The organism is Umezawaea tangerina (assembly GCF_003002815.1).
GTDB classification, from domain to species: domain Bacteria; phylum Actinomycetota; class Actinomycetes; order Mycobacteriales; family Pseudonocardiaceae; genus Umezawaea; species Umezawaea tangerina.
The window spans coordinates 313,464-340,337 of the sequence record NZ_PVTF01000004.1 but is presented as its reverse complement, the minus strand read 5'-3'; the positions used below and the strand labels follow the sequence as shown (position 1 = coordinate 340,337).

The 26,874-nt window shown below is 70.1% G+C and carries 24 protein-coding genes, 1 pseudogene and 1 riboswitch; of the genes and pseudogenes, 20 read left to right on the top strand and 5 right to left on the bottom strand.

What is annotated here, in order from left to right; all coding sequences use genetic code 11:
• The first annotated feature begins 322 nt into the window (after positions 1-322).
• From pgeF to ileS, 7 genes are all read left to right on the top strand, one after another.
• Positions 323-1,030 carry a peptidoglycan editing factor PgeF gene (pgeF, locus tag CLV43_RS15585; RefSeq protein WP_106188253.1) on the top strand — a complete coding sequence of 236 codons (708 nt, stop codon included), beginning with the start codon at positions 323-325 and terminating at the stop codon, positions 1,028-1,030.
• Positions 1,017-1,724, top strand: a complete 708-nt coding sequence (locus tag CLV43_RS15580) for a YggS family pyridoxal phosphate-dependent enzyme (protein ID WP_106187882.1) — start codon at positions 1,017-1,019, stop codon at positions 1,722-1,724. Before pgeF ends, CLV43_RS15580 begins: the two co-directional genes overlap by 14 nt.
• A gap of 69 nt (positions 1,725-1,793) precedes the next feature.
• Entirely contained in the window at positions 1,794-2,438 is a 645-nt protein-coding gene (locus CLV43_RS15575) for a cell division protein SepF (RefSeq protein ID WP_106187881.1), read from the top strand.
• 19 nt (positions 2,439-2,457) lie between these two features.
• Positions 2,458-2,742 carry a YggT family protein gene (locus CLV43_RS15570; RefSeq protein WP_106187880.1) on the top strand — a complete coding sequence of 95 codons (285 nt, stop codon included), beginning with the start codon at positions 2,458-2,460 and terminating at the stop codon, positions 2,740-2,742.
• A gap of 46 nt (positions 2,743-2,788) precedes the next feature.
• On the top strand, positions 2,789-3,613 hold the full coding sequence (gene wag31 / locus CLV43_RS15565) for a DivIVA-like cell division protein Wag31 (RefSeq protein WP_106187879.1): 825 nt from the start codon (positions 2,789-2,791) through the stop codon (positions 3,611-3,613).
• 39 nt (positions 3,614-3,652) lie between these two features.
• Positions 3,653-4,198: a hypothetical protein gene (locus tag CLV43_RS15560; protein WP_106188252.1), complete on the top strand. Its 546-nt coding sequence runs from the start codon at positions 3,653-3,655 to the stop codon at positions 4,196-4,198.
• A gap of 339 nt (positions 4,199-4,537) precedes the next feature.
• Entirely contained in the window at positions 4,538-7,657 is a 3,120-nt protein-coding gene (ileS, locus tag CLV43_RS15550) for an isoleucine--tRNA ligase (protein ID WP_106187877.1), read from the top strand.
• 55 nt (positions 7,658-7,712) lie between these two features.
• On the opposite strand, the gene CLV43_RS15545 is transcribed toward ileS, so the two are convergent.
• The 3 genes from CLV43_RS15545 to CLV43_RS15535 all read right to left on the bottom strand — a co-directional run bounded on the left by CLV43_RS15545 (position 7,713) and on the right by CLV43_RS15535 (position 9,400).
• Positions 7,713-8,243, bottom strand: a complete 531-nt coding sequence (locus tag CLV43_RS15545; RefSeq protein WP_245886482.1) for a YbhB/YbcL family Raf kinase inhibitor-like protein — start codon at positions 8,241-8,243, stop codon at positions 7,713-7,715.
• A 107-nt stretch (positions 8,244-8,350) separates the two neighbouring features.
• Positions 8,351-8,773 (bottom strand): MarR family winged helix-turn-helix transcriptional regulator, encoded by a 423-nt coding sequence (locus CLV43_RS15540; RefSeq protein ID WP_106187875.1) that lies wholly within the window; start codon positions 8,771-8,773, stop codon positions 8,351-8,353.
• A 51-nt stretch (positions 8,774-8,824) separates the two neighbouring features.
• Positions 8,825-9,400: an RNA polymerase sigma factor gene (locus tag CLV43_RS15535; protein ID WP_106187874.1), complete on the bottom strand. Its 576-nt coding sequence runs from the start codon at positions 9,398-9,400 to the stop codon at positions 8,825-8,827.
• Here CLV43_RS15535 and CLV43_RS50320 point away from each other — a divergent pair.
• A pseudogene (locus tag CLV43_RS50320) lies at positions 9,301-9,618 on the top strand (TetR/AcrR family transcriptional regulator); the annotation flags it as partial. The gene CLV43_RS15535 and the pseudogene CLV43_RS50320 sit on opposite strands and share 100 nt — an antisense overlap.
• A complete protein-coding gene (locus CLV43_RS15530) occupies positions 9,619-10,035 on the top strand; it encodes a TetR/AcrR family transcriptional regulator (protein WP_245886609.1) in 417 nt (138 codons plus the stop codon).
• A 335-nt stretch (positions 10,036-10,370) separates the two neighbouring features.
• Here CLV43_RS15530 and CLV43_RS15525 read toward each other — a convergent pair whose 3' ends face one another.
• The gene (locus CLV43_RS15525; RefSeq protein ID WP_245886478.1) at positions 10,371-11,327 is read right to left on the bottom strand and encodes a M28 family metallopeptidase; all 957 of its coding nucleotides are present in this window, start codon (positions 11,325-11,327) and stop codon (positions 10,371-10,373) included.
• Between the two features lie 258 nt (positions 11,328-11,585).
• Here CLV43_RS15525 and CLV43_RS15520 point away from each other — a divergent pair, with 258 nt between their 5' ends.
• The 4 genes from CLV43_RS15520 to CLV43_RS15505 all read left to right on the top strand — a co-directional run bounded on the left by CLV43_RS15520 (position 11,586) and on the right by CLV43_RS15505 (position 16,123).
• Positions 11,586-13,076, top strand: coding sequence for a potassium/proton antiporter (locus CLV43_RS15520; RefSeq protein ID WP_425445758.1), 1,491 nt, complete (start codon positions 11,586-11,588; stop codon positions 13,074-13,076).
• 48 nt (positions 13,077-13,124) lie between these two features.
• Positions 13,125-13,238, top strand: a riboswitch (SAM riboswitch).
• A 34-nt stretch (positions 13,239-13,272) separates the two neighbouring features.
• Complete coding sequence (locus CLV43_RS15515) at positions 13,273-14,607, top strand: aminotransferase class V-fold PLP-dependent enzyme (protein WP_106187871.1); 1,335 nt, start codon at positions 13,273-13,275, stop codon at positions 14,605-14,607.
• A gap of 23 nt (positions 14,608-14,630) precedes the next feature.
• Positions 14,631-15,197, top strand: a complete 567-nt coding sequence (gene lspA / locus CLV43_RS15510) for a signal peptidase II (protein ID WP_106187870.1) — start codon at positions 14,631-14,633, stop codon at positions 15,195-15,197.
• Positions 15,194-16,123, top strand: a complete 930-nt coding sequence (locus CLV43_RS15505; RefSeq protein ID WP_106187869.1) for an RluA family pseudouridine synthase — start codon at positions 15,194-15,196, stop codon at positions 16,121-16,123. Before lspA ends, CLV43_RS15505 begins: the two co-directional genes overlap by 4 nt.
• A 12-nt stretch (positions 16,124-16,135) precedes the next feature.
• Here CLV43_RS15505 and CLV43_RS15500 read toward each other — a convergent pair whose 3' ends face one another.
• Entirely contained in the window at positions 16,136-16,963 is an 828-nt protein-coding gene (locus CLV43_RS15500; protein ID WP_170155852.1) for an AsnC family protein, read from the bottom strand.
• Between the two features lie 394 nt (positions 16,964-17,357).
• Here CLV43_RS15500 and CLV43_RS15495 point away from each other — a divergent pair, with 394 nt between their 5' ends.
• The 7 genes from CLV43_RS15495 (at position 17,358) to CLV43_RS15465 (ending at position 26,874) form a co-directional block, all read left to right on the top strand.
• Positions 17,358-17,621 (top strand): hypothetical protein, encoded by a 264-nt coding sequence (locus tag CLV43_RS15495; RefSeq protein ID WP_146174776.1) that lies wholly within the window; start codon positions 17,358-17,360, stop codon positions 17,619-17,621.
• Positions 17,618-18,493, top strand: a complete 876-nt coding sequence (locus CLV43_RS15490; RefSeq protein ID WP_146174775.1) for a hypothetical protein — start codon at positions 17,618-17,620, stop codon at positions 18,491-18,493. The genes CLV43_RS15495 and CLV43_RS15490 overlap by 4 nt, the downstream gene beginning before the upstream one ends.
• A 2-nt stretch (positions 18,494-18,495) precedes the next feature.
• Positions 18,496-19,308 carry an ESX secretion-associated protein EspG gene (locus tag CLV43_RS15485; protein ID WP_170155851.1) on the top strand — a complete coding sequence of 271 codons (813 nt, stop codon included), beginning with the start codon at positions 18,496-18,498 and terminating at the stop codon, positions 19,306-19,308.
• Positions 19,309-19,334: 26 nt separating this feature from the next.
• On the top strand, positions 19,335-20,648 hold the full coding sequence (locus CLV43_RS15480) for a pentapeptide repeat-containing protein (protein WP_146174774.1): 1,314 nt from the start codon (positions 19,335-19,337) through the stop codon (positions 20,646-20,648).
• A 120-nt stretch (positions 20,649-20,768) separates the two neighbouring features.
• Positions 20,769-24,299, top strand: a complete 3,531-nt coding sequence (gene dnaE, locus CLV43_RS15475) for a DNA polymerase III subunit alpha (RefSeq protein ID WP_106187863.1) — start codon at positions 20,769-20,771, stop codon at positions 24,297-24,299.
• 108 nt (positions 24,300-24,407) lie between these two features.
• Entirely contained in the window at positions 24,408-25,634 is a 1,227-nt protein-coding gene (locus tag CLV43_RS15470; RefSeq protein ID WP_106187862.1) for a cytochrome P450 family protein, read from the top strand.
• Positions 25,621-26,874 (top strand): adenosylmethionine--8-amino-7-oxononanoate transaminase, encoded by a 1,254-nt coding sequence (locus CLV43_RS15465; RefSeq protein ID WP_106187861.1) that lies wholly within the window; start codon positions 25,621-25,623, stop codon positions 26,872-26,874. Before CLV43_RS15470 ends, CLV43_RS15465 begins: the two co-directional genes overlap by 14 nt.

The window sequence follows — 26,874 nt, the reverse complement described above, 5'->3', positions numbered from 1 at the left end:
ACGGTGAAGCTGTCTTGACAAGCAAGATCAAGCAGGAGGGCGCTGTGGATCGGGGGCAGAGGGGAAGTCTGGCTTCGCCAGCATCAGGCTGCGCCTGACCAAGCATCCTCGGCTTCGCCGTTGGACGGGGCATCCGCGCTTCGCGGCGGACAGGGCATCGGCTGGCGCCGACGAGGCCCCAGGCGCTTCGCGCCGGATGCGCGCTGGCGGGCTGCGCCCATCGTGGGCGGGGTGGGTGGGGTTGGTGTGGGTGTGGGTGTGGGTGGGTTTGTGGGTGGGTTTGCTGGCGTCTGGTTGGTCTGCCGCGTGGAAAGCTGTGGGGGTGCGTATTCGTCGAGTGCTGACCACCCGTGAAGGTGGCGTGTCCGTGGCGCCGTATGAGTCGTTCAACCTCGGTGATCATGTGGGGGATGAGCCGGCTGCTGTTGAGGCGAACCGCAAGCGTTTGGCGGCGGGGATCGGGCTTGAGCCGGAGCGGTTGGTGTGGATGGAGCAGGTGCACGGGCGGACTGTGACGGTGGTGGACGGGCCGTTGGGGGAGGCTGCTGAGGCGACTGACGCGTTGGTGACGGGGGAGGCGGGGTTGGCGTTGGTGGTGTTGACGGCCGACTGCGTGCCGGTGCTGATGGGGGATCCGGTGGCCGGGGTGGTCGGGGCCGTGCATGCCGGGCGGGTGGGGGCGCGGGTCGGGGTGGTGCCCGCGGCGGTGGAGGCGATGGTGGGGTTGGGGGCGCGGGTCGAGCGGATCGAAGTGCTGTTGGGGCCCGCGGTGTGCGGGAAGTGCTACGAGGTGCCGGCGGCGATGATGGCGGACGTCGAGAAGCACCTGCCGGGCAGTGCGTCGAAGTCGCGGGCGGCGAAGCCGGCGTTGGACCTGCGGGCCGGGTTGTGGGCGCAGCTCGCGGGGCTCGGGGTGGGGAAGCTGGGGATGGATCCGCGGTGCACGTTCGAGGAGCGGTCCCTGTTCAGCCACCGGCGGGAGCCCGGTACCGGTCGGTTGGGAGGGGTGATCTGGGTTGACCCGTCGTGAGGAGCTGAGCGAGAACCTGCGCGAGGTGCGGGAACGCGTCAAGGCGGCGTGCGAGGCCGTGGGGAGGTCGCCGGAGGACGTGGAGCTGCTGGCGGTCACGAAGACCTTCCCCGCGTCGGACGCGGCCCTGCTGAGCGATCTGGGACTGGTGGCGTTCGCGGAGAACCGGGACCAGGAGGCGTCGGCCAAGGTCGTGGAGTTCGCGGAGCTGCGGCCGGAGGCGTCGGTGCGGTGGCACATGGTGGGCAACGTGCAGCGCAACAAGGCGCGGTCGGTCGTGTCGTGGGCCGACCGGATGGACACGCTGGACTCCGTGCGGCTCGCCGACGCGTTGGCGAAGGCGGCGAGCGGGCGGGAGCGGCCCCTGGAGGTGCTGCTCCAGGTGAGCATCGACGGTGACCCGGCCCGCGGGGGCTGTCCGGTGCCGGAGCTCGCGGGGCTGGCTGAGCATGTCGCACGATCGAGTGAACTTGCCCTGAGGGGTGTGATGGCTGTCGCACCCCTCGGAATGAACCCGCGGGACGCGTTTTCCGTGCTCGAAGAGGTGGTATCCCGGTTGCGCCGTGATCATCCCGCTGCGACTGTTGTTTCAGCGGGGATGAGCGGGGACCTGGAAGATGCGATAGCGCGCGGTTCGACCTGCGTGCGTGTCGGAACGGCGCTGCTGGGAGGCCGAAGGCTAGCCTCGCCGTAACTGTATGGAACCTCAGGGGTGGCCGCACCGTCCTTGCTGGTGGGTGTCGCGGAGGAAGGGTCCCTGGCAATGAGCGGATTTCACAAGCTGAAGGCCTACTTCGGGATGGTGCCCGCCGAATACGCGGACGACCCTGGGGCGTACGAGGACGAGCGGGGCCGCTACCAGGCGGACTACCGGTCCGAGTACGGCGCGGAAGCCGAGGAGTACGACCCGTACCCTGAGCGCGGGGGCCGTCGCCGCGTGTTCAGCGGGACGAGGTCGGAGTACCGGTCGGAGCTGGACGAGTCCGACGACTTCGAGCCGGAGACCCGCTCGCGGAGCACTCGCCGCAGCTGGAACACGGACGCACCCGTCCACGGTGCGCTGGCTGTCGAGCCGGTGCGCGAGCCGATCAGCAGGCCCAGGCCTGCGGCAGAGCAGACGGGCCACCCCTTGGGGCGCATCACGACGCTGAACCCGCGCAGCTACAACGAGGCGCGGACCATCGGCGAGCACTACCGCGACGGCACCCCGGTGATCATGAACCTCACCGAGATGGACGACGCGGACGCGAAGAGGCTGGTCGACTTCGCCGCCGGACTGGCCTTCGCGCTGCGCGGCTCCATCGACAAGGTCACCAACAAGGTGTTCCTTCTCTCACCGCCCAACATCGACGTCACCGCGGAGGATCGCAGGCGTCTCGCCGAGGGTGGGTTCGGAAGTCTCACCTGAGTGGTGGCACAGTTGAGGGGTGGAAGCCCTCCTGTTCGTGCTGTACTACCTGCTGTTCTCGTTCTGGCTGCTGCTCACGGCGCGAGTCGTGGTCGAGCTCGTCCGGTCGTTCGCCAGGGAGTGGCGTCCGGCTGGAGGGGTCGCGGTGGCCCTGGAGACCGTGTACACAGTGACCGATCCACCGATCCGCTTGTTCCGCCGGGTCATACCGACGGTGCGGATCGGGGGCATCGGGCTGGACTTGTCCATTATTGTGCTGTTGCTGCTCGTTATCATTCTGATGCGAACGGCAGATCCCAGGTGACGGGGACCAGGGATGCCAACAGCCCAGGAGTGCGTGAGGTGATCTGATGCCGTTGACCCCCGCTGACGTGCACAATGTTGCATTCAGCAAGCCGCCGATTGGCAAGCGGGGCTACAACGAGGACGAGGTGGACGCGTTCCTCGACCTGGTTGAGGGCGAGCTCGCCCGCCTGATCGAGGAGAACAACGAGCTGCGTCAGCAGGTCGAACAGCTCGACCAGCAGGTCGAGACTGCTCGTGCCGACCTCGATGACGCCCGTGCCAAGATCTCGGCCGGTCCCGTCGGCCCGACCCGTGTCGTGGAGGAGCCCCGTCGCCTGGCGCCGGTGCCGCCCCCCTCGGTCATGGAGCAGACATCCCCTGGCGGCGGTGGTGACCACCACGTCCAGGCGGCGAAGGTGCTCGGTCTCGCCCAGGAGATGGCGGACCGGCTGACCGGTGAGGCGAAGGCCGAAGCCGACGGCATGCTGTCGGAGGCCCGGACCAAGTCCGAGCAGCTGCTGTCCGAGGCGCGGGCCAAGGCGGACACCATGGTCAACGAGGCGCGCACGCGTGCCGAGACCATGCTGAACGACGCCCGGACGCGTTCGGAGACGCTGGAGCGCCAGGCCCGTGAGAAGGCCAGTGCGCTCGACCGGGACGCCCAGCGCAAGCACGCCGAGGTGATGGGCAACATCACGTCGGAGAAGAACGCGCTGGAGAAGCAGATCGACAAGCTGCAGACGTTCGAGCGCGAGTACCGCACGAGGCTCAAGACCATGCTGGAGTCCTCCCTGCGCGACCTCCAGGACCGCGGCCCCGCCGCGCCGTCCGACGGTCGGGCCGGTGGCCAGCAGGGCTACTCGTTCGGGGCGCGCGCCGAGGCGGGCTGATCCACGTTCGACGTACCGCGCTGAACTAAGGTGCGGGACGTGCTCTACATCGTCCTACTGCTGGTGCTGGCAGCCCTCGGGTTGCTCGTCCCCGCGCTCACCACGTCCCAGCACGTCTGGGCGTGGCTGTCCGTGGGAGCGAGCGGAGCGGCCGCGTTCGTCCTCGTGCTCGACTGGTGGCTGCGCCGCCGCTCGACCGACGACCGACCGGCCGCTCCGACGGCTGTCAGCACCACCGCGGTGGTCGCCGACCCCTCCGATCTTGATCACCAGGTTAGCGCCGATGATCACGACAGGCCGGACCAGGGGGGTGTCGACACCCCCGTTTCGCCCGATCAGGGCATCGAGCCGCCCGAAGAGGACACCGACGCGGCCGACCTCCTCATCGTCACCGACCTGACGGCCGAGGTCCGGGTGCTGGACGAGCGCCCCCGGTACCACCTGGCCGCGTGCTCCTGGCTGGGCTCCCGCGCCTCCCTGGCGCTGCCCGTCGACGAGGCTCGCCGGCTCGGCTTCACCCCGTGCGCCACCTGCCGTCCGGACAACACCCTCGCCGAGGCGCACCGGACCTCCATCGACTCCTGAGTCCCGTCGTGGGCCCACCTGCCTTTCCGCGTGTTCGTGGTGAACACGGTTCCGGGGCGCGGTCGGTTCACCCGACGTGCGAACTCCCCCGCGGGCACCTCCGGGAACAACTGGTTTGCACCTGAGCGTTACGCTTGGACCAAGAGCGACGATCCGGCCATCACCGGGGAGCCTCCGGAAGAACGGGCCCGCGAGGGCCCCAGTAGAACCGGACGGGTGCGGCCCGTCACAGCCGTTGACGAGTGGCCGTCGCGCGAGCGTCGGCAAGCGGGGTGGTACCGCGGTGCGCCTGTCCGGCGCGTCGTCCCCGTGAGCCGGACGACCGCGAGGAGTTGCACGATGGCCTATCCCAAGGCGGGCGAGGGTTCGGTCCCGTCCCAGCCGTCCTTCCCGAAGGTCGAGGAACAGGTCCTCGACTACTGGAAGACCGACGGCACGTTCCAGTCCAGCGTCGAGCTGCGCCCCGCCGGGGACAACGGCGCGAACGAGTTCGTCTTCTACGACGGCCCGCCGTTCGCGAACGGCCTCCCGCACTACGGGCACCTGCTGACCGGCTACGCCAAGGACGTCGTCCCGCGCTACCAGACCATGCGCGGCAAGCACGTCGAGCGCCGGTTCGGCTGGGACACGCACGGCATGCCCGCCGAGATCGAGACCGAGAAGCAGCTGGGGATCACGCACAAGAGCGAGATCGAGGCGATGGGCATCGCCGAGTTCAACGACGCGTGCCGCGAGTCCGTGCTCCAGTACACCGACCAGTGGCGCGACTACGTGACGCGCCAGGCCCGGTGGGTCGACTTCGACAACGACTACAAGACCCTCGACCTGGACTACATGGAAAGCGTCATGTGGGCCTTCAAGTCCTTGTACGACAAGGGTTTGATCTACGAGGGCTTCCGGGTGCTCTGGTACTGCTGGCGGTGCGAGACGACCCTGTCCAACACCGAGACCAAGATGGACGACGTCTACCGCGACCGGCAGGACCCGGCCGTGACCGTCGGCCTGCGCCTGGAGACCGGTGAGCTGGCGCTGGTCTGGACGACGACCCCGTGGACGCTGCCGAGCAACCTGGCCGCGGCCGTGCACCCGGACGTGGATTATGTGGTCGTCGAGTCTCGTGTCGTTCCTGGCGAGCGCTACCTGCTCGCCGAGGCCCGCGTGGCCGCGTACGCCCGCGAGCTGGGCGAGGAGCCGCCGGTGGTGGCGCGGGTCAAGGGCTCCGACCTGGTCGGCCGCAAGTACACGCCGCCGTTCGACTTCTTCCTGGGCCGCGAGAACGCCCACCAGGTGCTGGCGGCGGACTACGTCACCACCGAGGACGGCACGGGCATCGTGCACATCGCCCCCGCCTTCGGTGAGGAGGACAAGGTCGTCACCGACGCCGCGGGCATCGAGGTCGTCGTCCCGGTGGACTCGCGCGGCGAGTTCACCGAGGAGGTCCCGCCCTACCGGGGCGTGCACGTCTTCGAGGCGAACAAGACGATCATCCGCGACCTCAAGGCCGCGGGTCTGCTGCTGCGCCACGAGACCTACGACCACCCGTACCCGCACTGCTGGCGCTGCGACAGCCCGCTGATCCAGCGCGCGGTGTCGGCGTGGTTCGTCGCGGTCTCGCAGTTCAAGGACCGGATGGTCGAGGTCAACCAGCAGATCAACTGGGTGCCCGAGCACATCAAGGACGGCCAGTTCGGCAAGTGGCTGGAGAACGCGCGCGACTGGAACATCTCGCGCAACCGGTTCTGGGGTTCCCCGCTGCCCGTGTGGGTGTCGGACAACCCCGAGTTCCCGCGCGTCGACGTGTACGGCTCGCTCGACGAGCTGGAGCGCGACTTCGGCACCCGCCCGACGGACCTGCACCGCCCGCACATCGACCTGCTGACCCGCCCGAACCCGGACGACCCGTCCGGGGAGACCACGATGCGCCGGGTGCCCGAGGTGCTGGACTGCTGGTTCGAGTCCGGCTCGATGTCGTTCGCCCAGGTCCACTACCCGTTCGAGAACGCCCAGTGGTTCGACGACCACTTCCCCGGCGACTTCATCGTCGAGTACAACGGCCAGACGCGCGGCTGGTTCTACACGATGCACGTGCTGGCCACGGCGCTGTTCGACCGGCCCGCGTTCACCAACGTGCTGGCGCACGGGATCGTGCTGGGCGACGACGGGCAGAAGATGTCCAAGTCGCGCAAGAACTACCCGGACGTCAACGAGGTGTTCGACCGCGACGGCTCGGACGCCATGCGGTGGTTCCTGATGTCCTCGCCGATCCTGCGCGGCGGCGACCTCGTGGTGACCGAGCGCGGCATCCGCGACGCGGTGCGCCAGGCCGTGCTGCCGCTGTGGAACTCGTGGTACTTCCTGGCCCTGTACGCGAACGCGGCCGGGCACGAGGGCGTGTCGCGGGTCGATTCCGAACACGTGCTCGACCGCTACGTCCTAGCAAAGACGCACGACCTGGCCCGCGACGTGCAGGCGGCCATGGACGTCTACGACATCTCGGGGGCGTGCGCGCAGATCCGCGAGTACCTGGAGGTCCTGACCAACTGGTACGTGCGGCGCTCGCGCGACCGCTTCTGGGCCGGTGACGTCGACGCGATCGACACCCTGCACACCGTGCTGGAGGTCGTGACGCGGCTGGCCGCGCCGCTGCTGCCGCTGACGACCGAGGTCGTGTGGCGGGGGCTGACGGGTGGACGTTCGGTGCACCTGACCGACTACCCGGACGCCGCCTCGCTGCCCGCGGACGCGGCGCTGGTGACGGCGATGGACCGGGTGCGGCAGATCGCGTCCACGGCGTCGTCGCTGCGCAAGGCCAACAAGCTGCGGGTGCGGCTGCCGCTGGCGAAGCTGGTCATCGCGGCCGACGAGGTGGCGTCGCTGGAGCCGTTCGCGGGGATCCTCAAGGACGAGGTCAACGTGAAGGCGGTCGAGCTGACCACCGACGTGGACGCGCACGGCCACTTCCAGCTCGCGGTGAACGCGCGCGCGGCCGGTCCGCGGATCGGGCGCGAGGTGCAGACCGTCATCAAGGCCGTGAAGGCCGGTGACTGGACGACCACCGAGTCCGGCGCGATCGTCGTCGCGGGGATCGAGCTGTTCCCCGAGGAGTACGAGCAGCGGCTGGTCGCCACCGACCCCGCGGCCACGGCCGCCCTGCCGGGTGGCGGCGGCCTGGTCGTGCTCGACACGGTCGTCAGCCCCGAGCTGGCCGCCGAGGGCGTCGCGCGCGACCTGGTCCGCGTGGTCCAGCAGGCCCGCAAGGACGCCGGTCTGGACGTGTCCGACCGGATCGTGCTGACCGTGCAGGTGCCGGAGGAGACCGGTGACGCGGTGCGGACGCACGAGGCGTTCATCGCGGGCGAGACGCTGGCGGAGTCCGTGGTCCACGGCGACGTGGAGGACGGGTCCGACGGGGTCGTCGGCGACGGCGTGAAGGTCCGGGTCCTGGTCGCCAAGGTCTGATCGAACGCCCGACAAGGGGCCTCCTCCGGTTTCGGCCGGGGGAGGCCCCTTTCGGCTACTCGCCCGCGACCGGCACGAGCGTCGCCCGTGCCAGGGTGTGCGGCAGGAGGGCGACCGAGAGCATGGCGGGCGTCGCCGTGGCCGGGAGGCCCAGCGTCTCCACGTCGACCGCGTGCACCACGACGAACAGCCGGTGCACGCCGGTTCCGGGCGGCGGCGCGGCGCCGACGTAGCGGGGCATCCCCGCGTCGTTCGGCAGCTGGAAGGCCCCCTTGGGGAGGTCGCCGTCGGGCGCGCCCGCGCCGGTGGGCAGCGAGGTCACCTCCGCCGGGACGTCCACCACCGCCCAGTGCCAGAAGCCGCTGGGGGTCGGGGCGTCGGGGTCGTACACGGTGACCGCGAAGCTCCGCGTGCCCTCCGGGAAGCCGGACCAGGAGAGCTGCGGCGACACGTCGGCGCCGCCCGCGCCGAAGATCCCGCTGTGCTGGGCCGTCGGGACCTGCCCGCCGTCGCCGACGTCGGTGCTGGTCAGGGTGAACGACGGCACCGGTGGCACGCGGTCGTACGGGTTGTGGGTGTGGGGCACAGGACTTCCTCTCGCGCGGCTGGGTGTGCCCACAACGTACAGTCTTACTGTACAGCATTGCTGTATAAATCGATCGAGTGTGACGCCCGTCATGGTCGGGGGGGTGGTTACGGCTGGAGCTTGCGCAGGACCTCGGGGATCCGCCGGACGATCTCGCGCTCCTCGTCGTCGAGGTCGTCGGCCAGCGTGCGGGCGATGTTCGAGGCGCGCAGCCGCCGCACCTCCGCGATCCGCCGGGCCCCGGTGTCGGTGATCGTGACGACGACCTGCCTGCGGTCGGCCTCGGCGGCCTGCACGGTGACGAGCCCCTGGTCCTTGAGCAGGCCGACCGTGCGCGCCATGGACTGGTGCTTGACCTGGTCGAGGCGGGCCAGCTCCGCGATCGACAGCGGCCCCGTCCGGTCGAGGTACCCGAGCGCGGCTGCCTGGCCCGGCGGCATCGAGTGGTGCACGAGGACGCGGCGCACGAAGTCGCCGACGGCGGCGCGGAGGTCCTCGGCGGCGGACAGCAGGTCGGGGTCGTCGGTCACGGGGCAATCATTCCCCAGGGGGCGCCCCGGTCGTTCTCGGGCGAACCCCCGTCAGCCCTGTTCCAGCTCCGTCCGCAGGTTCTTCAGGCACCGGCCCCGAGTGGGCCCGATGCTCCCCCTCGGCATGGTCAGGGCGGCGGCCACGGCCTCGTACTGCGCGCGCCCCTCCAGCACCGTCAGCCTCAGCAGCTCCTGGCACCGCCGCGGCAGCCGCCCGAACGCGGCCCACAACGTCCGGTCCCGCTCGTCCCGCAGCGCCTCCGGTTCCGGCAGCCCGAAGTCCGACGGCACGTCCTCGGTGGTCTCGGCCGAGACCCGCTTGGCCTCGGGCCAGGTCCTCCGCGCCTCCCGGCGGGCCGTCACGATCAGCCAGGCCACCAGCGCGCGGGGCTCGCGCATCCGGTGCAGGTGCCGCAGGAAGCCGAGCCAGACGTTCTGGGCGACGTCCTCCGCCGCCTGCCTGTCCAGGCCGTTCCCCCTGGCCACGTGCCAGATCAGCGGTGTCAGGTCGGACACCAGGGCGGCCAGTGCCTTGCGGTCCCCGTCGCGGGCGGCCAGCAGGCAGGCCGCGTGCCGGTCTGTCCCGGTCAGGTCTTCCCACGGGGTGTCGGGGTTGTTCTCGATCAACGTCCACCACCATCCGAACGGCGCCGTGCGGAGCCGACCGTACGGTAGCGTATGGACTTGTGGCCGAGCGCAGACGACGGACTCGGGACGACTGGACCCGAGCGGCGCTCGACGCGTTGGCCGAAGGCGGAGTGGCCGCGGTCGCGGTAGAACCGCTGGCAGCGAGGGTCGGGGCGTCCAAGGGCAGTGCGTATTGGCATTTTCCCAATCGTGATGCGTTGCTGCTGGCGACGGTCGAACGCTGGGAACGCGAACACCTCGAGGAGATGGCGGAGCTCGTCAGCGGCGAGAGCGACCCGGTCGGCAGACTGCGGCTGATCTTCGGGCGGGTGCTGGAGGAGTGGGGCGGAGGGTGCTCGGTGGAGTCGGCGCTGCTGGCGGCCGCCGACGACCCGATCGTGGCGCCGGTGCTGAAGAGGGTGACGGACGGGCGGCTGCGGTTCCTGGAGGAGCTGTTCGAGGCGCTGGGGTTCACGCGGGAGGCTAGTTGCCGGAGGGCTGTGCTGGCCTATTCGGTGTATTTGGGGCAGGCGCAGTTGAGGGCTACTACGCCTTATGTGGTTTGTGAGCATCGGGCGTTGTTGGACGACACGTTGGGGGTGTTGAGTTCGGGTGGGGGTTTCGTTGTGGGGTAGCCGAGGGTAGAGCTGGGTGTCGCTGCCGAGGTGAGCTGGGTGTCGCCGTCGAGGTAAGCGGGGTGTCGCTGCGGCCGTGGGGGGTGCGGCCGGCTTGACTTGGGGCCCCTTTTTTGGGCTTCGTCGGGCGAAAAAGGGCAGGTGGTAGAGCCTGCCCGCCGCCGCAAGTCTAAGCCCAAAAACCCCAAGTCAAGCCGGCCGCTGGCGGACGAGCTTGCTCGCTTCCAACTTCGTTGCTCGGTTTGCTCGCTTTCAGCTTTGGTGAGCGGCTTGTTCGCTTTCAGCTTTGTTGTTTATTGCCTGTTGCTGGTTGTTGGTTCTTCTTTGTTTTGGGTTTAGGCGCCTAGGGTCCAGACGGTGTAGGCGATGGCGTCTGCTTGGCGGTCCAGTGAAGTGGCGTTGATGTTGGACGTGGTGTCGCAGGAGCGGTGGTAGCAGCGGTCGAAGGCGGTGCCGGAGGTGCCGCCCCACTTGGCTGCCTGTGCTGCTGTCTTGATGACCTCGGCGCCGCTGAACGTGCCTCCGGTGGCGATGCCGGCGCGGGCGAAGGCGGCGTGGTCGGAGCGGCCGCCGACCTCGGTGAGCTCGGTCTGGACGCCGATGGAGGTGAAGTAGCCGGTGAGGGTCTGCTGCACGGCGACGGAGCCGGTGGGTTGGCTGGCGCCCGAGTAGACGAAGTAGCCGGGGTTGGGGGAGCCGGTCATGTCGAAGTTCAGGTAGGTCTTGATCTTCGACTTCTCGGTGGAGGACAAGGAGTTCACGTAGAACGTGGAGCCGACCAGGCCGAGCTCCTCGGCGCCCCACCAGCCGAAGCGGAGGTGCCTGGTGAAGGCGACGCCGCTGGCCTTGGCGGCGAGGGCGACCTCGAGGATGGAGGAGGAGCCGGAGCCGTTGTCGTTGATGCCGGGGCCGGCGGTGACGCTGTCGAGGTGGCCGCCGGTCATCAGGATGTTGTTGGTGTCGCCGCCGGGCAGGTCGGCGATCAGGTTGTAGCCGGTGGCGCCGCTGCTGGTGAACGTCTGGACGCGGGTCGTGAAGCCCGCGGCGTCGAGCTTGCCCTTGATCCAGTCGACGGACGCCTTGTGGCCGGGGCGGCCGTGGGCGCGGTTGCCGCCGTTGGCGGTGGCGATGCTCTGCAGCTGGGCGAGGTCGGCCTGGACGGCGGCGACCGAGATGTTGGGGGCGGCCAGTGCGGCGGGGGCGGGTGCCGCGGTGGCGGAACCGGTGCCGATCAGGGTGCTGGTGATCATCAGGGCCGGGATCGACCGGCCGAGGAAGGGGCGCAGCTTCACTGTGTCAACTCCATGCAGGGAGGAGTGGGTGGAACGGGTCGCCGCCGGACAGGGTGTGGCGGGTGGCCCGCTGATCAACATGCCCTGTCTCACATGGGTGCCGCTAGGTTCGTTCGGCTGGTTCGTCCCCCGCGGTGGGTTCGTCCGTGACGCTGCGCACTGAACGTCGATCAGTTCACCTGTCTGATTAGTCCAATTCGGTGGCGGCAGGGGAGAATGGCGTCACCGTCGAGTGCCGTCCGGGAGGTCGCGTTGGGAATCACGGCCATCCTCGGCCTCGGCGCGGCGGTGTTGCTCGTCTCGGTCATCGCGGTCCGGGTGTCGACCAAGGTCGGGTTGCCCTCGCTGCTGCTCTACCTCGGCATCGGTGTCGTGCTCGGCGAGAGCGTGCTGGGCATCCAGTTCGACGACGCCGACCTGACCCGCTCGCTCGGCACGGTCGCGCTGGTCCTGATCCTCGCCGAAGGTGGTCTCACGACCCGGTGGACCGCGGTGAAACCCGCGCTGGGCCTGGGGATCGCACTGTCCACAGTGGGCGTCTTCGTCAGCGTGGGGGTGACCGGGGCGGCGTTGCACCTGCTGCTGGGCCTGGACTGGCGGATGGCGCTGCTGTGGGGCGCGGTGCTGTCGTCGACGGACGCGGCGGCGGTGTTCAGCGTGCTGCGCGCGGTGGGCGTGAGCAAACGGCTGACCGGTGCGCTGGAGCTGGAGTCCGGCATCAACGACGCGCCGGTGTACATCGCCGTCGTGCTGCTGGCCTCACCCGACCCGATCAGCTGGACCGCCCCGCTGCTGCTGGTCTACGAGCTGCTGGTGGGCGGCCTGATCGGCGTCGCGCTGGGCTGGCTGGGCGCCGCGGCGCTGCGCCGGGCCGCGCTGCCCGCCACCGGCCTGTACCCGTTGGCGACGGTCGCGGTCTGCGTGTTCGCCTACACGGCGGGCGACCTCGCGCACGCGTCCGGGTTCCTCGCCGTGTACACGGCCGCGCTGGTGCTGGGGAACTCCCGGCTGCCCCACCGCTCGGACACGCTGTCGTTCGCCGAAGGGCTCGGCTGGCTGGCCCAGATCGGGCTGTTCGTGCTGCTCGGCCTGTTCGCCTCGCCCTCCAGCGTGCTGCACGCGCTGGTCCCGGCGCTGGTCGCGGGCGCCGTGCTGGTGCTGCTGGCCAGACCGCTGTCGGTGGCGCTGTCGGCGATCCCGTTCAAGGTGCCGTGGCGGGAGCAGGTGTTCGTCGCCTGGTCCGGGCTGCGCGGCGCGGTGCCCATCGTGTTCGCGCTGATCCCGGTCATCCAGGGGGTGCCCGGCGCGCAGGACCTCGTCGACGCGGTGTTCGTCCTCGTGGTGGTGCTGACGCTGTTGCAGGGCAGCACGCTGCCCGCGTTGGCCAAGCTGCTCGGCCTGGTGCGGTCGGGCGAGGCGCAGGAGGTGCAGGTGGACTCGGCTCCGCTGGATGAGCTGGGCGCCGAGCTGCTCCAGGTGCGGATCCAGCCGGGGTCGAAGCTGCACGGCGTGTACCTGTCCGAGCTGCGGCTGCCGCCCGGCGCCACGGTGAGCCTCGTCGTGCGGCTGGACAAGGGGTTCACGCCGCAGCCGACGACCCGGCTCCAGGTCGACGACCAGCTGCTCGTGGTGGCGACCGAGCAGGCCCGCGACGCGACCGAGAAGCGCCTGCGGTCGATCGACAAGGCCGGTCGGTACGCCCGCTGGAAGGGCGAGGACGGCGGCAAACCCGCGTTTCCCACCATCTGAGCGGGGCTCGACGGTGGTCGGAGACGTCCGCTACCGTCGTCTGCGAAAGGTCATGAGCGCCAGCGCGAAGCCCGTGCTAGCTGGCCGGCAACCCTCCTCCGCGGTGGGGTGCCCACGGTGAGGACCTGGCCCGGCGCCACCGCGTTCGGGCAAGCGCGGGCCCCGTGGGGTCCCTCGGACCCGAAGGGCCGTTGTCATGACGATCGCCATCCCCCGCAGCACCACCCCCGCCGTCCCCGGTGTCGTCGGCGCCTCGCTGCGCGTGCCGCTGGTGACCGGTGAGCGGGTGGAGTACGCCAACCTCGACCACGCGGCCAGCGCCCCCTGCCTCGAACAGGTCCGCGACGCGGTGGACGAGCTGCTGCCCTGGTACGCCAGCGTGCACCGCGGCGCCGGCTTCGCCTCCCAGGTGTCCACGCGGGTCTACGAGCAGGCCCGCGACTCCGTGCGCCGGTTCGTCAACGCCCGCGCGAGCGACGCCGTCGTCTTCACCCGCAACACCACCGACGCCCTGAACCTGCTGGCCCGCAGCGTGCCGAAGCACACGGCGGTGCTGCTGTTCGACGCCGAGCACCACGCGGCGCTGCTGCCCTGGCGCGGGCCGAACGTGCGGCGGATCGCCACGCCGTCCTCGGCCGCCGCGGCGGTGGCCGTGCTCGACCGCGAGCTGGCCGCCAGCCCGGTCGGCCCGCGGCTGGTCGTGGTGACCGGCGCGTCGAACGTGACCGGCGAGCTGTGGCCCGTCGCCGAGCTGGCGCGGGTGGCGCGCGGGCACGGGGCGCGGATCGCGCTGGACGCGGCGCAGCTCGCCCCGCACCGGCCGGTGGACCTGCGGGCGCTGGACGTGGACTACGCGGTGTTCTCCGGGCACAAGGTCTACGCGCCCTTCGGCGCGGGCGTGCTGGTCGGCCGGTCGGACTGGCTGCAGGCCGCCGAGCCGTACCTGGTCGGCGGCGGGGCCACGAAGAAGGTCATCGACCACGGCGACCGGCTGGGCGTGGCGTGGTCGGCGGTGCCGGAGCGGCACGAGGCGGGCTCGCCCAACGTCGTCGGCGTGCACGCGCTCGCGGTGGCCTGCGACGTGCTGGGACGGCACTGGGAGCAGACCGTCGAGCACGAGCGGGTGCTGCTGGAGCGCCTGCGCGCGGGCCTCGCGACCGTCCCCGGCCTGCGCGAGCTCAGCCTGTTCGGCACCGACCACGAGCGGGTCGGCGTGGTCAGCTTCACCGTCGGCGGCCACGACGCCGGCTACCTCGCGGCCGCGCTGTCGGCCGAGTACGGCATCGGCGTGCGCGACGGGGCGTTCTGCGCGCACATCGCGGTGACCCGGCTGCTCGGCGAGGTCGGCGCCCACGAGGAGCGCGCGCTGCGGGCGAGCCTCGGCCTGGGCAGCACGGTCGACCACGTCGACCGGCTGGTCGCGGCGCTGCGGACCCTGGTGTCGGAGGGGCCGAAGTGGAACTACGTCCAGCGCGACGGCCGCTGGGTGCCGGAAAACGACGAGCGCCCGCTCCCGCCGTTCCTGTCCTGAGCAGGTACTGGGACAATGGCCGGGTGAGCACCGAGCACGACACCGAGCCCTCCGTGCCGGAGGCACCCGCGACACCCCCGCCCCGGCGGGTCGTGCTGCTCGCGGTGGTGGCCGTGCTCGTGCTCGCGGCCGACGTGTCCAGCAAGATCGCCGCCGTCGCCGCGCTGGAGGGCCGCGAGCCCGTCGAGCTGCTCGGCGGCGTGCTCTACCTCCCGCTCATCCGCAACCCCGGCGCCGCCTTCGGCCTGGCCGAGGGCGCGACCGCCGTGCTCGCGCTGATCGCGCTCGGGGTGGTCGCCTTCATCATCTGGATCGCGCGCAAGCTGCGGTCGGTGGGGTGGGCGGTCGGGCTGGGGCTCGTGCTCGGGGGCGCGATGGGCAACCTGGGCGACCGGATCTTCCGGGCGCCGGGGCCGTTGCGCGGGCACGTCGTGGACTTCCTCTCGCTGTTCGACCCCTACGGCCGGGTGTGGCCCGTGTTCAACCTCGCTGACTCCGCCATCTGCGTCGGCGGCGCGCTCATCGTGCTGATGGCGTTGTTGCAGCGCGACTACGACGGCACCCGTGCCGTGAAGAAGGACAAGAAATGAGCGGGTATCGCACCCTGCCCGTGCCGGACGGCCTCGACGGGATGCGCGTCGACGCCGGGTTGGCCAAGCTGCTGGGCCTCTCGCGGACCGCGGTGGCCGCGCTGACCGAGTCCGGTGACGTGGTGCTCGACGGGCAGCCCGCCGGGAAGTCCGACCGGCTGGTCGCGGGGATGACCCTGGAGGTCACCCTGCCCGCGCCGCCGCAGCCCGTGCAGATCCAGGCCGTGCACGTCGAAGGCCTCGTCGTCCTCCACCAGGACGACGACATCATCGTGGTGGACAAGCCGGTCGGCGTGGCCGTGCACCCGAGCCCCGGCTGGACCGGGCCCACCGTCGTCGGCGGGCTCGCGGGGGCGGGGATCCGGATCGCCACGTCCGGCGCGGCCGAGCGGCAGGGCGTCGTGCACCGGCTCGACGTCGGCACCACCGGCGTGATGGTGGTGGCGAAGAGCGAGCACGCGTACTCGGCGCTCAAGCACGCGTTCAAGGAGCGGACCGTCGACAAGCTCTACCACGCGCTGGTGCAGGGGCACCCGGACCCGATCAAGGGCACCATCGACGCCCCCATCGACCGGCACCCGAAGCACGACTACAAGTTCGCCGTGATGGCCAACGGGCGGCCCAGCATCACGCACTACGAGGTCGTGGAGGCGTTCCGCGCGGCGTCGCTGCTGGACGTGCACCTGGAGACCGGGCGCACCCACCAGATCCGGGTGCACTTCTCGGCGCTGCACCACCCGTGCGTCGGCGACCTCACCTACGGCGCCGACCCGACGCTGGCGAAGCGGCTGAACATCACCAGGCAGTGGCTGCACGCCCGCACGCTGGGCTTCCACCACCCGGCGGACGGGCAGTGGGTGTCGTTCACCAGCGAGTACCCGGCTGACCTCGCCAACGCGCTGGAGAAGCTGCGCACCGAGGACTGAGGGCGGGCCCGGTCAGTCGTCGATCGTCCACACCAGGGTGTTGAGGTCGATCTCCGGCCGGGCGCTCCAGCGCACGGCGGTGATCGACGTGTCCTCCGGCAGCACGTACACGGTGTGCCCGCCCGCCGTCTCGCCCGGCTGCACGCCGATCTTGTGCGGCGGCCGGGACGACAGCGACACCGGGGCCTTCGCCACCGGCTCGCCGGTGCGCGCCATCAGCACCAGGTACATGTCCGGCAGCGAGTTGAACGGGATCGCCCCCGTGTTCGTCAGCTCCGTGTGCACGACCACCGCCCGCTCGCCGTCGGCCAGCTTGTAGCCCGCCGCGGTGAACAGGAAGTCGGCCGGGTCGACCACCTCGATCAGCTGGATCGAGAACGTCGCCCCCTCCAGGCCCTCGGTCTCCAACGAGGTCCCGATCTTGCCCGTGCGCTGCCCGCTGGCGCCCTTGCTGCCGCCGAACATCGGCTGCTGGTCGCCGCGCGCCCAGCCCGCCGTCTGCGGCGGCCCCCACGTCTGCTGGGGCTGCTGGGCGGCGGGCTGCGCCGGGAACGGCACGCTGGGCGGGGCCTGGTAGGGCGGGTACTGGCGCTGCGCGGCGGGCGGCGGACCGTTGTAGTTCCCCCACGCCATGCTGTTGGCCAGCGCCTTCCGGATGCCGTTGGGGTCGCACTCCACCCCCACCAGCAACGGCAGCCCGCTGCCCGACAACGTGATCAACCTCGCCGCCGCCTCCCGCGGGTCCATGCCCAGTCTTGCGGCGACCTCGTGCACGGCGGCGCGACCCATCTCCGCGATCATGGCGAGGAGGCGGGCGTCAACGGGATCAGGCGATACCACGTCTCGAACGCTACCTGGCCTGGGCGATCACCGGGGCGGCGCCACCCCGGCCGCGGGCCCGGTGGTCTTCGCCGCGCGACACGGCACCGCGTCTCGTGATCTGGATCACCAGTACCGGGATCGGGCGGCCCTGTTCTTGGACCTGTCGGCAGAGGTTGTGCGAGGTAGACCGCTGGTGTCCGTGAATTGGGTTAGAGAACATTTTCTTGATCATTTCGAGTGTGGTGCCAAGTTGTCTTGAAGTTGGTCGGCTTATCGTTCTGGTGCGGTTACGCTTCGGCTCCCCTTTCAGGACATGGATCTCAGGAGTGCATTGGTGCACCACCAGGACGGCTCTGACGGTTACGGGGTCGACCTCGACGACTTCGATGGTTTCGCGACTTTTTGGCGATCCTTGGTCGACCCGATCGACCAGGTCCGATGGCTGGGCAAGTGGGCGGGCGAGATCGTCATCCCCGCCAGGGACCAGGTCTCGACCCAGTTCCGGGACGTGCTGTCGTACATGGCCGACAACGGCCCCGGATCGCTCACTTTCGCTCTGGCGCAAGCGATCGTGGTGGTCAACCGGCACGCGGCCCTCATCGAGGCGACCGGTCGGAGCTACCGCGCCGACCAGGAGTCCGTTCGCGACACCTTGAGGCGCGAGGAGGGCCGATGAACCCGTGGCGGCCGTACGGCATCGAGCCGACGAGGTGGGAAGGCGTTTCCCACGAGAAGATCTTCAAAGATCTGAATCCTGAACATGGGGATTCCTCAAGATTGCACGCTGTCGGTGCGGAGTGGGCGATGATGGCCGACCTCCTGGACCAGTTGGTCAAGGAGGGGAAGGAGAAGCTCGCCGCTTTCTCCCGCAATAATGCGGGAGAGGCGGTCAACCTTCTGCGAATTCGTCTGAACCAATTCCTGGAATGGCTCGAACGCGTGGCCTCGACATGCCGCGACGCGGGCAACGTCGTCTACCAGAGCGCGGAGCAGTTCGACGACCTGCGCAGGCGGGTAGACCCCGCTGTCGTCGCGCAGAGCGGGGACGGCGGGCGTGCTTCGTTGGGCTGGATGTACGCCGCGGCGGCCGAAGGGCGTGAGCACGACGCCAGGGACCTCCAGCAGCGCGCACGGGACATCATGCGCCAGTGGGAGTCGTCGGCGAGCAACATCACGCGGTCCATCCCCACCTTCCCGACACCGCCGGACGTGACCGGAACGCCGGTGGCGCAGTCGGCGGGTCCCCCGGCGCCCGTCCCGGACGCGGTGGCGCACCACCCCGTCCCGGTCGACGACCAGACCGCGATCCGGCCGGGCGCGGGGGCGGGAATCATGCCGGGGCCGTCGCAGCAGCAGGCCCAGGACGTCGAGCACCACCGGCGCGGGCCGACGGAGGAATCCGCATGGGTCGGGCCCGACCCGATGGCGCCGACGGAGTTCCTCGAGCAGCCGGAACGCCAACCCGACTGGCTGGGGGCGGCCGAGGCGTTGCCGCCGTCGGTGATCGGTGATGACGACCAGCGGTCGCCATCGGCCTGGAGGGGGTAGTCGTGCTGCTGGCGAAGCACCAGAAGCAGCTCTGGCGGCCGATCTCCGAGGATGCTTTCGACGTGCTGTGGCGGTACCGGTACGGGCAGGCCAGGCCGAAGCCCGTGGTGCTGGAGTGCCCGTCCAGGGGCACCACGGAGGCCGAGCGTCGCGAGATCGAGAGGGTGGCCTGGGACGAGCTCGCGTTCGCGGGCTTCGGCAGACCCAACAGTCTGTCCCCGCGTGTGGCGGACGCGCTGGCGATGCTGCTCGACGCGGACATGGAGCTCGACCTGAGGGCCGTGAGCCGTGGTCGGACGTTGAGGGCGCTCGCCGTCGCCGAACGTGACGTCGGCCTCCTCGCCGTGCTCTCCGACGGGAGGTACACGCTGGTCGGCACGTCCAGGTGGCAGCTGGCGCAGGACCTCGTCGCGCTGCTGCCCGCGCACCGCCCCGGCAACCCCAAGCAGAGGTCCGTGCCCGTCGCGGTGCTCGCCCAGGCGGACACCGCTCTGCGCACCGACCGGGTCAGGGTGGCCGACCAGCCGTTCACCGCGGTCACGGCCGCGCTCGCGGCTGCGGGCTGCCAAGGCGACGCGACGCGCGCTTGCGCGCGGCTGGTCGAGCAGCCTCCGCTGGGACGCGCCGAACTGGGCGGTGCGCTGAGGATCCGCGGCGAGCGGAAGCGGCACAACTGGTTCCTGACCGTGCACGACACGCCCACCGAGCGCTACCTGGTGACCCATCGCGTGGAGGACGTGACAGTGGTCGGTGCCACCCCGGAGGTGATCGTGGCCGCGTTGCAGGAGCTCGTGCGGTCGCGGGCGCCGTGGTGACGGCCGCCGTGTTGCCCCCGCCCGGGATGGTGATCACGACACTGCTCACGTCGGCGGCCATCTGCGTCGTGCTGCTCGTCGCGGTTCTTGGCACGTGGGCCGTCAAGCGGACGTGGCTGACCGCTCAGAGCCTGCTGCTGGTGTGCGCCGCGTTGCTCGCGGTGATCGCGATGTCCGGCGCGACCGCCTGGCTGCTGTGGGTGGACGGCCCACGCGGCCCCGGTGAGGCGCTCAAGAGCGGCGCGCTGACTGCGGGGGCCGTGCTCGCCCTGTACGGACTGTGGCTCAACCACCGCAGGCACCAAGTGGAGGAGGACCGTCGGGACACCGAGCGCGCTCGGTACGAACTGGAGGCGCTGCGCAGCGACCACGACCGGGAGCGCGGTGCGGCGGAGCGCTTCGCGCGTGCCATCGAACTGCTGGGCGATGACGCCGACCAGGTCAGGGTGGGTGCCATGCACTCGTTGGTCGGGTTGGTCAGGGGATGGCCCGACCTCACCCAGACGGTGCTCGACGTGCTGTGCTCCTACCTGCGCAGGCCGTTTGACCACCCGTCCCTGGTCAGCGCGGGCGGGCGGGTCAGGGACTGGAGCGACCCGGAGCACGTCGAACTGGCCGATCGCGAGCGCCAGGTGCGGCTGACGGCGCAGCGGCAACTCCAGGAGGTCCTCTCCTTCCGCGCCGATGAGGAGGCGGATGCCCGTTCACTGGACCTGACCGGTGCGACGCTCGACCAGTTCACCCTGCGCGACGTCCACATCGGTTCGCTGCTCGCCGACGGGTCGCGGTGGTTCGGGGGCACCGTCCTGGAGCTGGTGCGCGCGTCCGGATCGGTGTCCCTGCGCCGGGCCGCGGTGACGGGCCACTTCGCCATGCTCGCGTGCCTGGCGACCGCCACGGTCCTGGACGACGCGGAGTTCGACCGGGTCGACCTCACCGACACATCGCCTGGCAGGCTGGCCGCGGTCGACACCAAGGTCCGCGGCGAACTGGTGGCGGACCGCGTGCGCTGCGCGGGCGAGGCGCACGGTCAGCTCTTGGTCGAGGGGCGCACCAGCTTCCGGGACGCTGTGTTCGTCGGCCCCGTCAACCTGTCGGGCAAGTTCGAGGGCCGGGTGGACTTCGAGCGCGCGCAGTTCCACAACGCCCTGCGCTTCGACGACTTCAAGGCTCACGGAGGCCTGCGGTTCCGGCCCGCCCGGCTGCCCCAGGACTTCAACCCGACCCGCTTCTTCGCGATGTCCGGCCAGGAGGCCGTGCTGCCCGACGGGTTCGAGCTGCGCCCGATGGGCCCGGGGATCGGGCTCGGCAGGGTCCAGCGGACGGTCGTGCGCAGGTGACGGTGGTGAGACCGGACACGGGCGCGCCCGCGTGAGAACGCCGGATCGGAGGACTAGGCTGCTTGCTCTCGGGCGGTGTCCCGCTCAGCCCAGGCCGTCCGCGATCTCCAGGGGGTTTGTGTGTCTGACTCGTTTGTGCACCTCCACGTGCACACCGAGTACTCGATGCTCGACGGTGCGGCGAAGCTCAAGGACATGTTCGCCGAGTGCGAGCGACTTGGCATGCCCGCGGCGGCGATCACCGACCACGGGAACATGTACGGCGCGTACGACTTCTACCGGCAGGCCACCGCGGCCGGGGTCAAGCCGATCGTGGGCATCGAGGCGTACATGGCGCCGGAGTCGCGCTTCAACAAGAAGCGCGTGCTGTGGGGTGAGCGCCACCAGAAGGCCGACGACGTGTCGGCGAGCGGCGCGTACACGCACCAGACGATCTGGGCGCGCGACAGCGACGGCCTGCACAACCTGATGAGGGTGTCGAGCAAGGCGTCGACCGAGGGGCAGCTGGGCAAGTGGCCGCGGATGGACGCGGAGCTGCTGGCCGAGCACTCGAAGGGCCTGATGGCGACCACCGGGTGCCCGTCGGGCGAGGTGCAGACGCGGTTGCGGCTCGGGCACGACGACCTGGCGCTCGAGGCGGCCGCCAAGTGGCGGGACATCTACGGGGCCGACAACTTCTTCGTCGAGATCATGGACCACGGCATCGAGATCGAGAGCCGGGTCCGCGACGGCCTGCTGGTGATCGCGGACAAGCTGAAGATCCCGTTCGTGGTGACGAACGACTCCCACTACACGTACAAGGAGGACAAGGAGGCCCACGAGGCGCTCCTGTGCGTGCAGACGGGCAAGACGCTGCAGGACCCGTCGCGGTTCAAGTTCGACGGGACCGGCTACTACCTGAAGTCGCCCGACGAGATGCGGGCGATCGACTCCTCGGACGCGTGGCAGGAGGGCTGCCGCAACACGCTGGTCATCGCCGAGAGGGTCGACACGACCGGCATGTTCGCGTTCCAGAACCTGATGCCGCGGTTCCCGGTGCCCGAGGGCAAGACCGAGAACGAGTTCTTCCGCGAGCAGGTCTGGGCCGGCATGAAGCGCCGGTTCCCCGGTGGCGTCGACGACGTGCACACCAAGCAGGTCGAGTTCGAGATCGACGTCATCCTGCAGATGGGCTTCCCCGCCTACTTCCTGGTGGTCGCGGACTTCATCAACTGGGCCAAGGCGAACGGCATCCGGGTCGGTCCCGGCCGAGGCTCCGCCGCGGGGGCGCTGATCGCGTACGCGATGGGCATCACCGACCTCGACCCGCTGGCGCACGGCCTGATCTTCGAGCGGTTCCTGAACCCCGACCGCGTCAGCCCGCCCGACATCGACATCGACTTCGACGAGCGCAGGCGCGGCGACGTCATCCGGTACGTGACCGACAAGTGGGGCTCCGACAAGGTCGCCCAGGTCATCACGTTCGGCACGATCAAGGCGAAGGCCGCGATCAAGGACTCCGCGCGCGTGCTCTACGGCCAGCCCGGCTACGCCGTCGCGGACCGGATCTCCAAGGCCATGCCGCCCGCCGTGATGGGCAAGGACATCCCGCTGTCCGGCGTGTTCGACCCGCAGCACAAGCGGTACACCGAGGCCTCCGAGGTCCGCGCGCTCTACGACACGGACCCGCAGGTCAAGGAGATCATCGACACCGGTCGCGGCCTGGAGGGCCTGATCCGCAACGCGGGCGTCCACGCCTGCGCGGTGATCATGTCCGCGGAACCGCTGATCGACCACGTGCCGGTGTGGATGCGCCCGCAGGACGGTTCGATCATCACGCAGTTCGACTACCCGACCTGCGAGACGCTCGGCCTGCTGAAGATGGACTTCCTGGGCCTGTCCAACCTGACCACGATCGACGACACGATGCGCAACATCGAGCTGAACGGCAAACCGCCGGTCGACCTGGACGCGTTGGAGCTGACCGACAAGAAGACCTACGCGCTGCTGTCCAAGGGCGACACGCTCGGCGTGTTCCAGCTGGACGGCGGGCCCATGCGCGACCTGCTGCGGCTGATGCGACCCGACAACTTCGAGGACATCTCGGCGGTCGGCGCGCTCTACCGGCCGGGTCCGATGGGCGCGAACTCGCACACGAACTACGCGCTGCGCAAGAACAAGCAGCAGGAGATCACGCCGATCCACCCGGCGCTGGCCGACGCCCTGGAGGAGATCCTGGGCAAGACCTACGGCCTGATCGTGTACCAGGAGCAGGTCATGGCGATCGCCCAGCAGCTCGCCGGGTACACGCTGGGCCAGGCCGACCTGCTGCGCCGCGCGATGGGCAAGAAGAAGAAGGAGATCCTCGACAAGGAGTACGAGGGTTTCGCGGCGGGCATGAAGAACAACGGCTTCCCGCCGGACGCCATCAAGACGCTGTGGGACATCCTGGTCCCGTTCGCGGACTACGCGTTCAACAAGGCGCACTCCGCCGCGTACGGCCTGATCTCGTACTGGACGGCGTTCCTCAAGGCGAACTACCCGGCCGAGTTCATGGCCGCGCTGCTCACCACGAACTCCGACAACAAGGACAAGTCCGCGATCTACCTCGCGGAGTGCCGCCGGATGGGCATCACCGTGCTGCCCCCCGACGTCAACGAGTCCGAGCGCGAGTTCGCCGCCATCGGGCAGGACATCCGCTTCGGCCTGGGCGCGATCCGCAACGTCGGCGCGAACGTGGTCGACTCGATCATCAAGTCCCGCAAGGAGAAGGGGAAGTTCGTCGACTTCTCCGACTACCTGCGCAAGGTGGACGCCGCGGCCTGCAACAAGAAGGTCGTGGAGTCGCTGGTCAAGGCGGGCGCGTACGACTCGCTCGGCCACCCGCGCAAGGGCCTGCACATGATCCACGTCGAGGCCGTCGACGCGATCATGGACACGAAGAAGGCCGAGGCCATCGGCCAGTTCGACCTGTTCGGCGCCGGTGACAGCACCGGCGAGTCGACGGGCGCCTTCGACGTGAAGATCCCGGACGAGCAGTGGGAGTCCAAGCACCAGCTGGCGCTGGAGCGGGAGATGCTCGGCCTGTACGTCTCCGGGCACCCCCTCAAGGGCGTCGAGCACGTGCTGGAGTCCTACTCGGACACCTCCATCGCGCGCATCCTGGAAGGCGACGTGCCGGACGGCACGCAGGTCACGCTGGGCGGCATCCTCGCGTCGGTCACCAGGCGGGTGAACAAGAACGGCGAGCCGTGGGCGTCCGCGCAGCTGGAGGACCTCGCCGGTGGCATCGAGGTGCTGTTCTTCCCCAAGAGCTACATCGTGCACGGGATGTCGGTGATCGAGGACGCGATCGTGCTGGTCAAGGCCCGCGTGGCAAAGCGCGACGACCGCACGTCCCTGATCGCGAACGACCTGGTGGTGCCGGACCTCAGCGAGATCGGCAACCAGGCCATGCGGCTCAAGGTGTTCGCTGCCAAGTGCAACAAGACGCTGGTGACGTCGTTGAAGGAGGTGCTGGTCGGCCACCCCGGCACGACCGAGGTGCACCTCAACCTCGTCAACGGCAGCCGCAGCACCATCCTGAAGCTCGACGACGCCCTGCGGGTGACCCCTACGCCGTCTCTAATGGGTGATCTAAAGGCGCTGCTAGGCCCCGGATGCCTGGGATGACCTGTCCGTTTTGACTACTCCGTTCGAGTGACGTGACCACGATGGTGTGATTCTTCGGGCCCCTCCCGCGTTCAGTTAACAGGGTTAACTCAACGAGGGAGGGGCGTCATGCAGACGACCGAGGCGCGGTTCGAGAAACTCGGGCCGGAGTACCAGCAGGAGCCGCACGCCGTGCACGAGAGGCTGCGCGCGGTGGGGCCGGTGTCGGAGCTGGTGCTGCCGCGGGGGCTCAAGGTGTGGGTCGTCACGCGCTACGAAGAGGCGCGGATCGCGTTGTCCGACAACAGGTTCAGCAAGGACTTCAGCAAGGCGGGCGACCTTTTCGGCAGGCACCTCCAGCCGGGGGCGCCGCGCCGCGAGTTCGACCAGTCGTTCGCGTCGCACATGCTCAACAGCGACCCGCCCGCGCACAACCGGCTGCGCAAGCTGGTCAACAAGGCGTTCACCGCGCGGCGGATGGAGGCCCTGCGGCCGCGCATCCAGGAGATCACCGACCAGCTCCTGGACGAGATGGTGGGCAAGTCCGAGGTGGACCTGCTGGACGCGCTCGCGTTCCCGCTGCCCATCACGGTGATCTGCGAGCTGCTCGACGTGCCGATGGACCAGCGCGACGACTTCCGGGTCTGGTCGGGCACGCTGCTGACCGACTCGAAGCAGGAGGACGTCGACGCGGCGGCGGCCTCCATGTACGCCTTCCTGGCTGCGCTGATCGAGAGCAAGCGCGCCACTCCGGGGGACGACATCTTCTCCGCGCTGGTGCACGCCAGCGAGGACGACGACCGACTCGACCAGACCGAGCTGATCTCGATGGCGTTCCTGCTGCTGGTCGCGGGCCACGAGACCACCGTCAACCTGATCGGCAACGGGGTGCTCGCGCTGCTGCGCAACCCCGACCAGCTGGCCGCGCTGCGCGCCGACCGGTCGCTGCTGCCGGGCGCGGTGGAGGAGTTCCTGCGGCTGGACGGGCCGATCAACCTGGCGACCTTCCGGTACACGTCGGAGGACGTCGAGCTGGGCGGTGTGACGATCCCGGCGGGCGAGATCGCGCTGGTGTCGCTGCTGGGCGCGAACCGCGACCCGGAGAAGTTCCCCGAGCCGGACCGGATGGACATCACCCGGCAGACCGGCGGGCACGTCGCGTTCGGGCACGGCATCCACTTCTGCCTCGGCGCCCCGCTGGCCCGGCTGGAGGGCGCGATCGCCGTCGGCTCGCTGCTCGACCGGTTCGACATCGAGCTGGCGGGCGAGCCGGAAACGCTGCGGTGGCGGGAGAGCACGCTGCTGCACGGCCTGGAGCGGTTCCCGGTTAGCCTCTCGGACCGTGGACCACGATGAGCTGCTGAAGCTGGACCGGGCGCACGTCTGGCACCCGTACGGGCCCATGCCGGGCACCCGCGCGCCGCTCATCGTCGAGTCCGCGCGGGGAGTCCGGCTCACGTTGGACGACGGCCGCGAGCTGGTCGACGGCATGTCGTCCTGGTGGGCCGCGATCCACGGCTACCGGCACCCCGTCCTGGACGACGCGGTGCGCGGGCAGCTCGACCGGATGAGCCACGTGATGTTCGGCGGCCTCACCCACGAGCCCGCCGTGCGGCTGGCGGCCAAGCTGGTGGACATCACGCCCGAGCCGCTGCGGCACGTGTTCCTCTGCGACTCCGGCTCGGTGTCGGTCGAGGTCGCGGTCAAGATGTGCCTTCAGCACTGGCGGTCGCAGGGCAGGCCGGAGAAGCGGCGGCTGCTCACCTGGCGCGGCGGCTACCACGGCGACACGTTCCAGCCGATGTCCGTGTGCGACCCGGAGGGCGGGATGCACTCGCTGTGGCAGGGGGTCCTGCCCGAGCAGGTGTTCGCCGACGCGCCGCCCGCCGAGATGGACACCGCCTACGTCCAGCACCTCGCGGACCTCGTCGAGCAGCACGCGGACGAGCTGGCCGCCGTCATCGTCGAACCGGTCGTGCAGGGCGCGGGCGGCATGCGCTTCCACGACCCGCGCTACCTGCACGTGCTGCGCGAGCTCACGCTGGCCAACGACGTGCTGCTGGTGTTCGACGAGATCGCGACCGGGTTCGGCCGCACCGGCGAGCTGTTCGCCGCCGACCACGCGAACGTCAGCCCGGACGTGATGTGCGTCGGCAAGGCCATGACCGGCGGGTACCTGACCATGGCGGCGGCGCTGTGCACGGAGCGGGTCGCGGACGGCATCAGCAGGGGAGAGGTGCCGGTCCTGGCCCACGGGCCGACGTTCATGGGCAACCCGCTGGCCGCCGCCGTGGCGTCCGCGTCGATCGACCTGCTGCTGTCGCAGGACTGGCGGGGCGAGGTGCGGCGGATCGAGGCGGGCTTGCGGGCCGGGCTCGCCGGGGCGCCCGGTGACGTGCGGGTGCTCGGCGCCATCGGGGTCGTGCAGCTCGACCACGAGGTCGACATGGCCGCCGCGACGGCCGCCGCCGTCGAGCACGGCGTGTGGCTGCGGCCGTTCCGCGACCTCGTCTACACCATGCCGCCCTTCGTCTGCACGGACGACGACGTCGCGGCCATCACCGCCGCGGTGGTGGCCGCGGCCACCGCGGGGTAA

Coding starts and splice junctions, on each gene's coding strand:
- CLV43_RS15515 (WP_106187871.1), top strand. CDS start 13,273: ATGACGATCGCCATCCCCCGCAGCACCACCCCCGCCGTCCCCGGTGTC.
- CLV43_RS15505 (WP_106187869.1), top strand. CDS start 15,194: ATGAGCGGGTATCGCACCCTGCCCGTGCCGGACGGCCTCGACGGGATG.
- CLV43_RS15490 (WP_146174775.1), top strand. CDS start 17,618: ATGAACCCGTGGCGGCCGTACGGCATCGAGCCGACGAGGTGGGAAGGC.
- wag31 (WP_106187879.1), top strand. CDS start 2,789: ATGCCGTTGACCCCCGCTGACGTGCACAATGTTGCATTCAGCAAGCCG.
- CLV43_RS15470 (WP_106187862.1), top strand. CDS start 24,408: ATGCAGACGACCGAGGCGCGGTTCGAGAAACTCGGGCCGGAGTACCAG.
- ileS (WP_106187877.1), top strand. CDS start 4,538: ATGGCCTATCCCAAGGCGGGCGAGGGTTCGGTCCCGTCCCAGCCGTCC.
- CLV43_RS15480 (WP_146174774.1), top strand. CDS start 19,335: ATGGTGATCACGACACTGCTCACGTCGGCGGCCATCTGCGTCGTGCTG.
- CLV43_RS15575 (WP_106187881.1), top strand. CDS start 1,794: ATGAGCGGATTTCACAAGCTGAAGGCCTACTTCGGGATGGTGCCCGCC.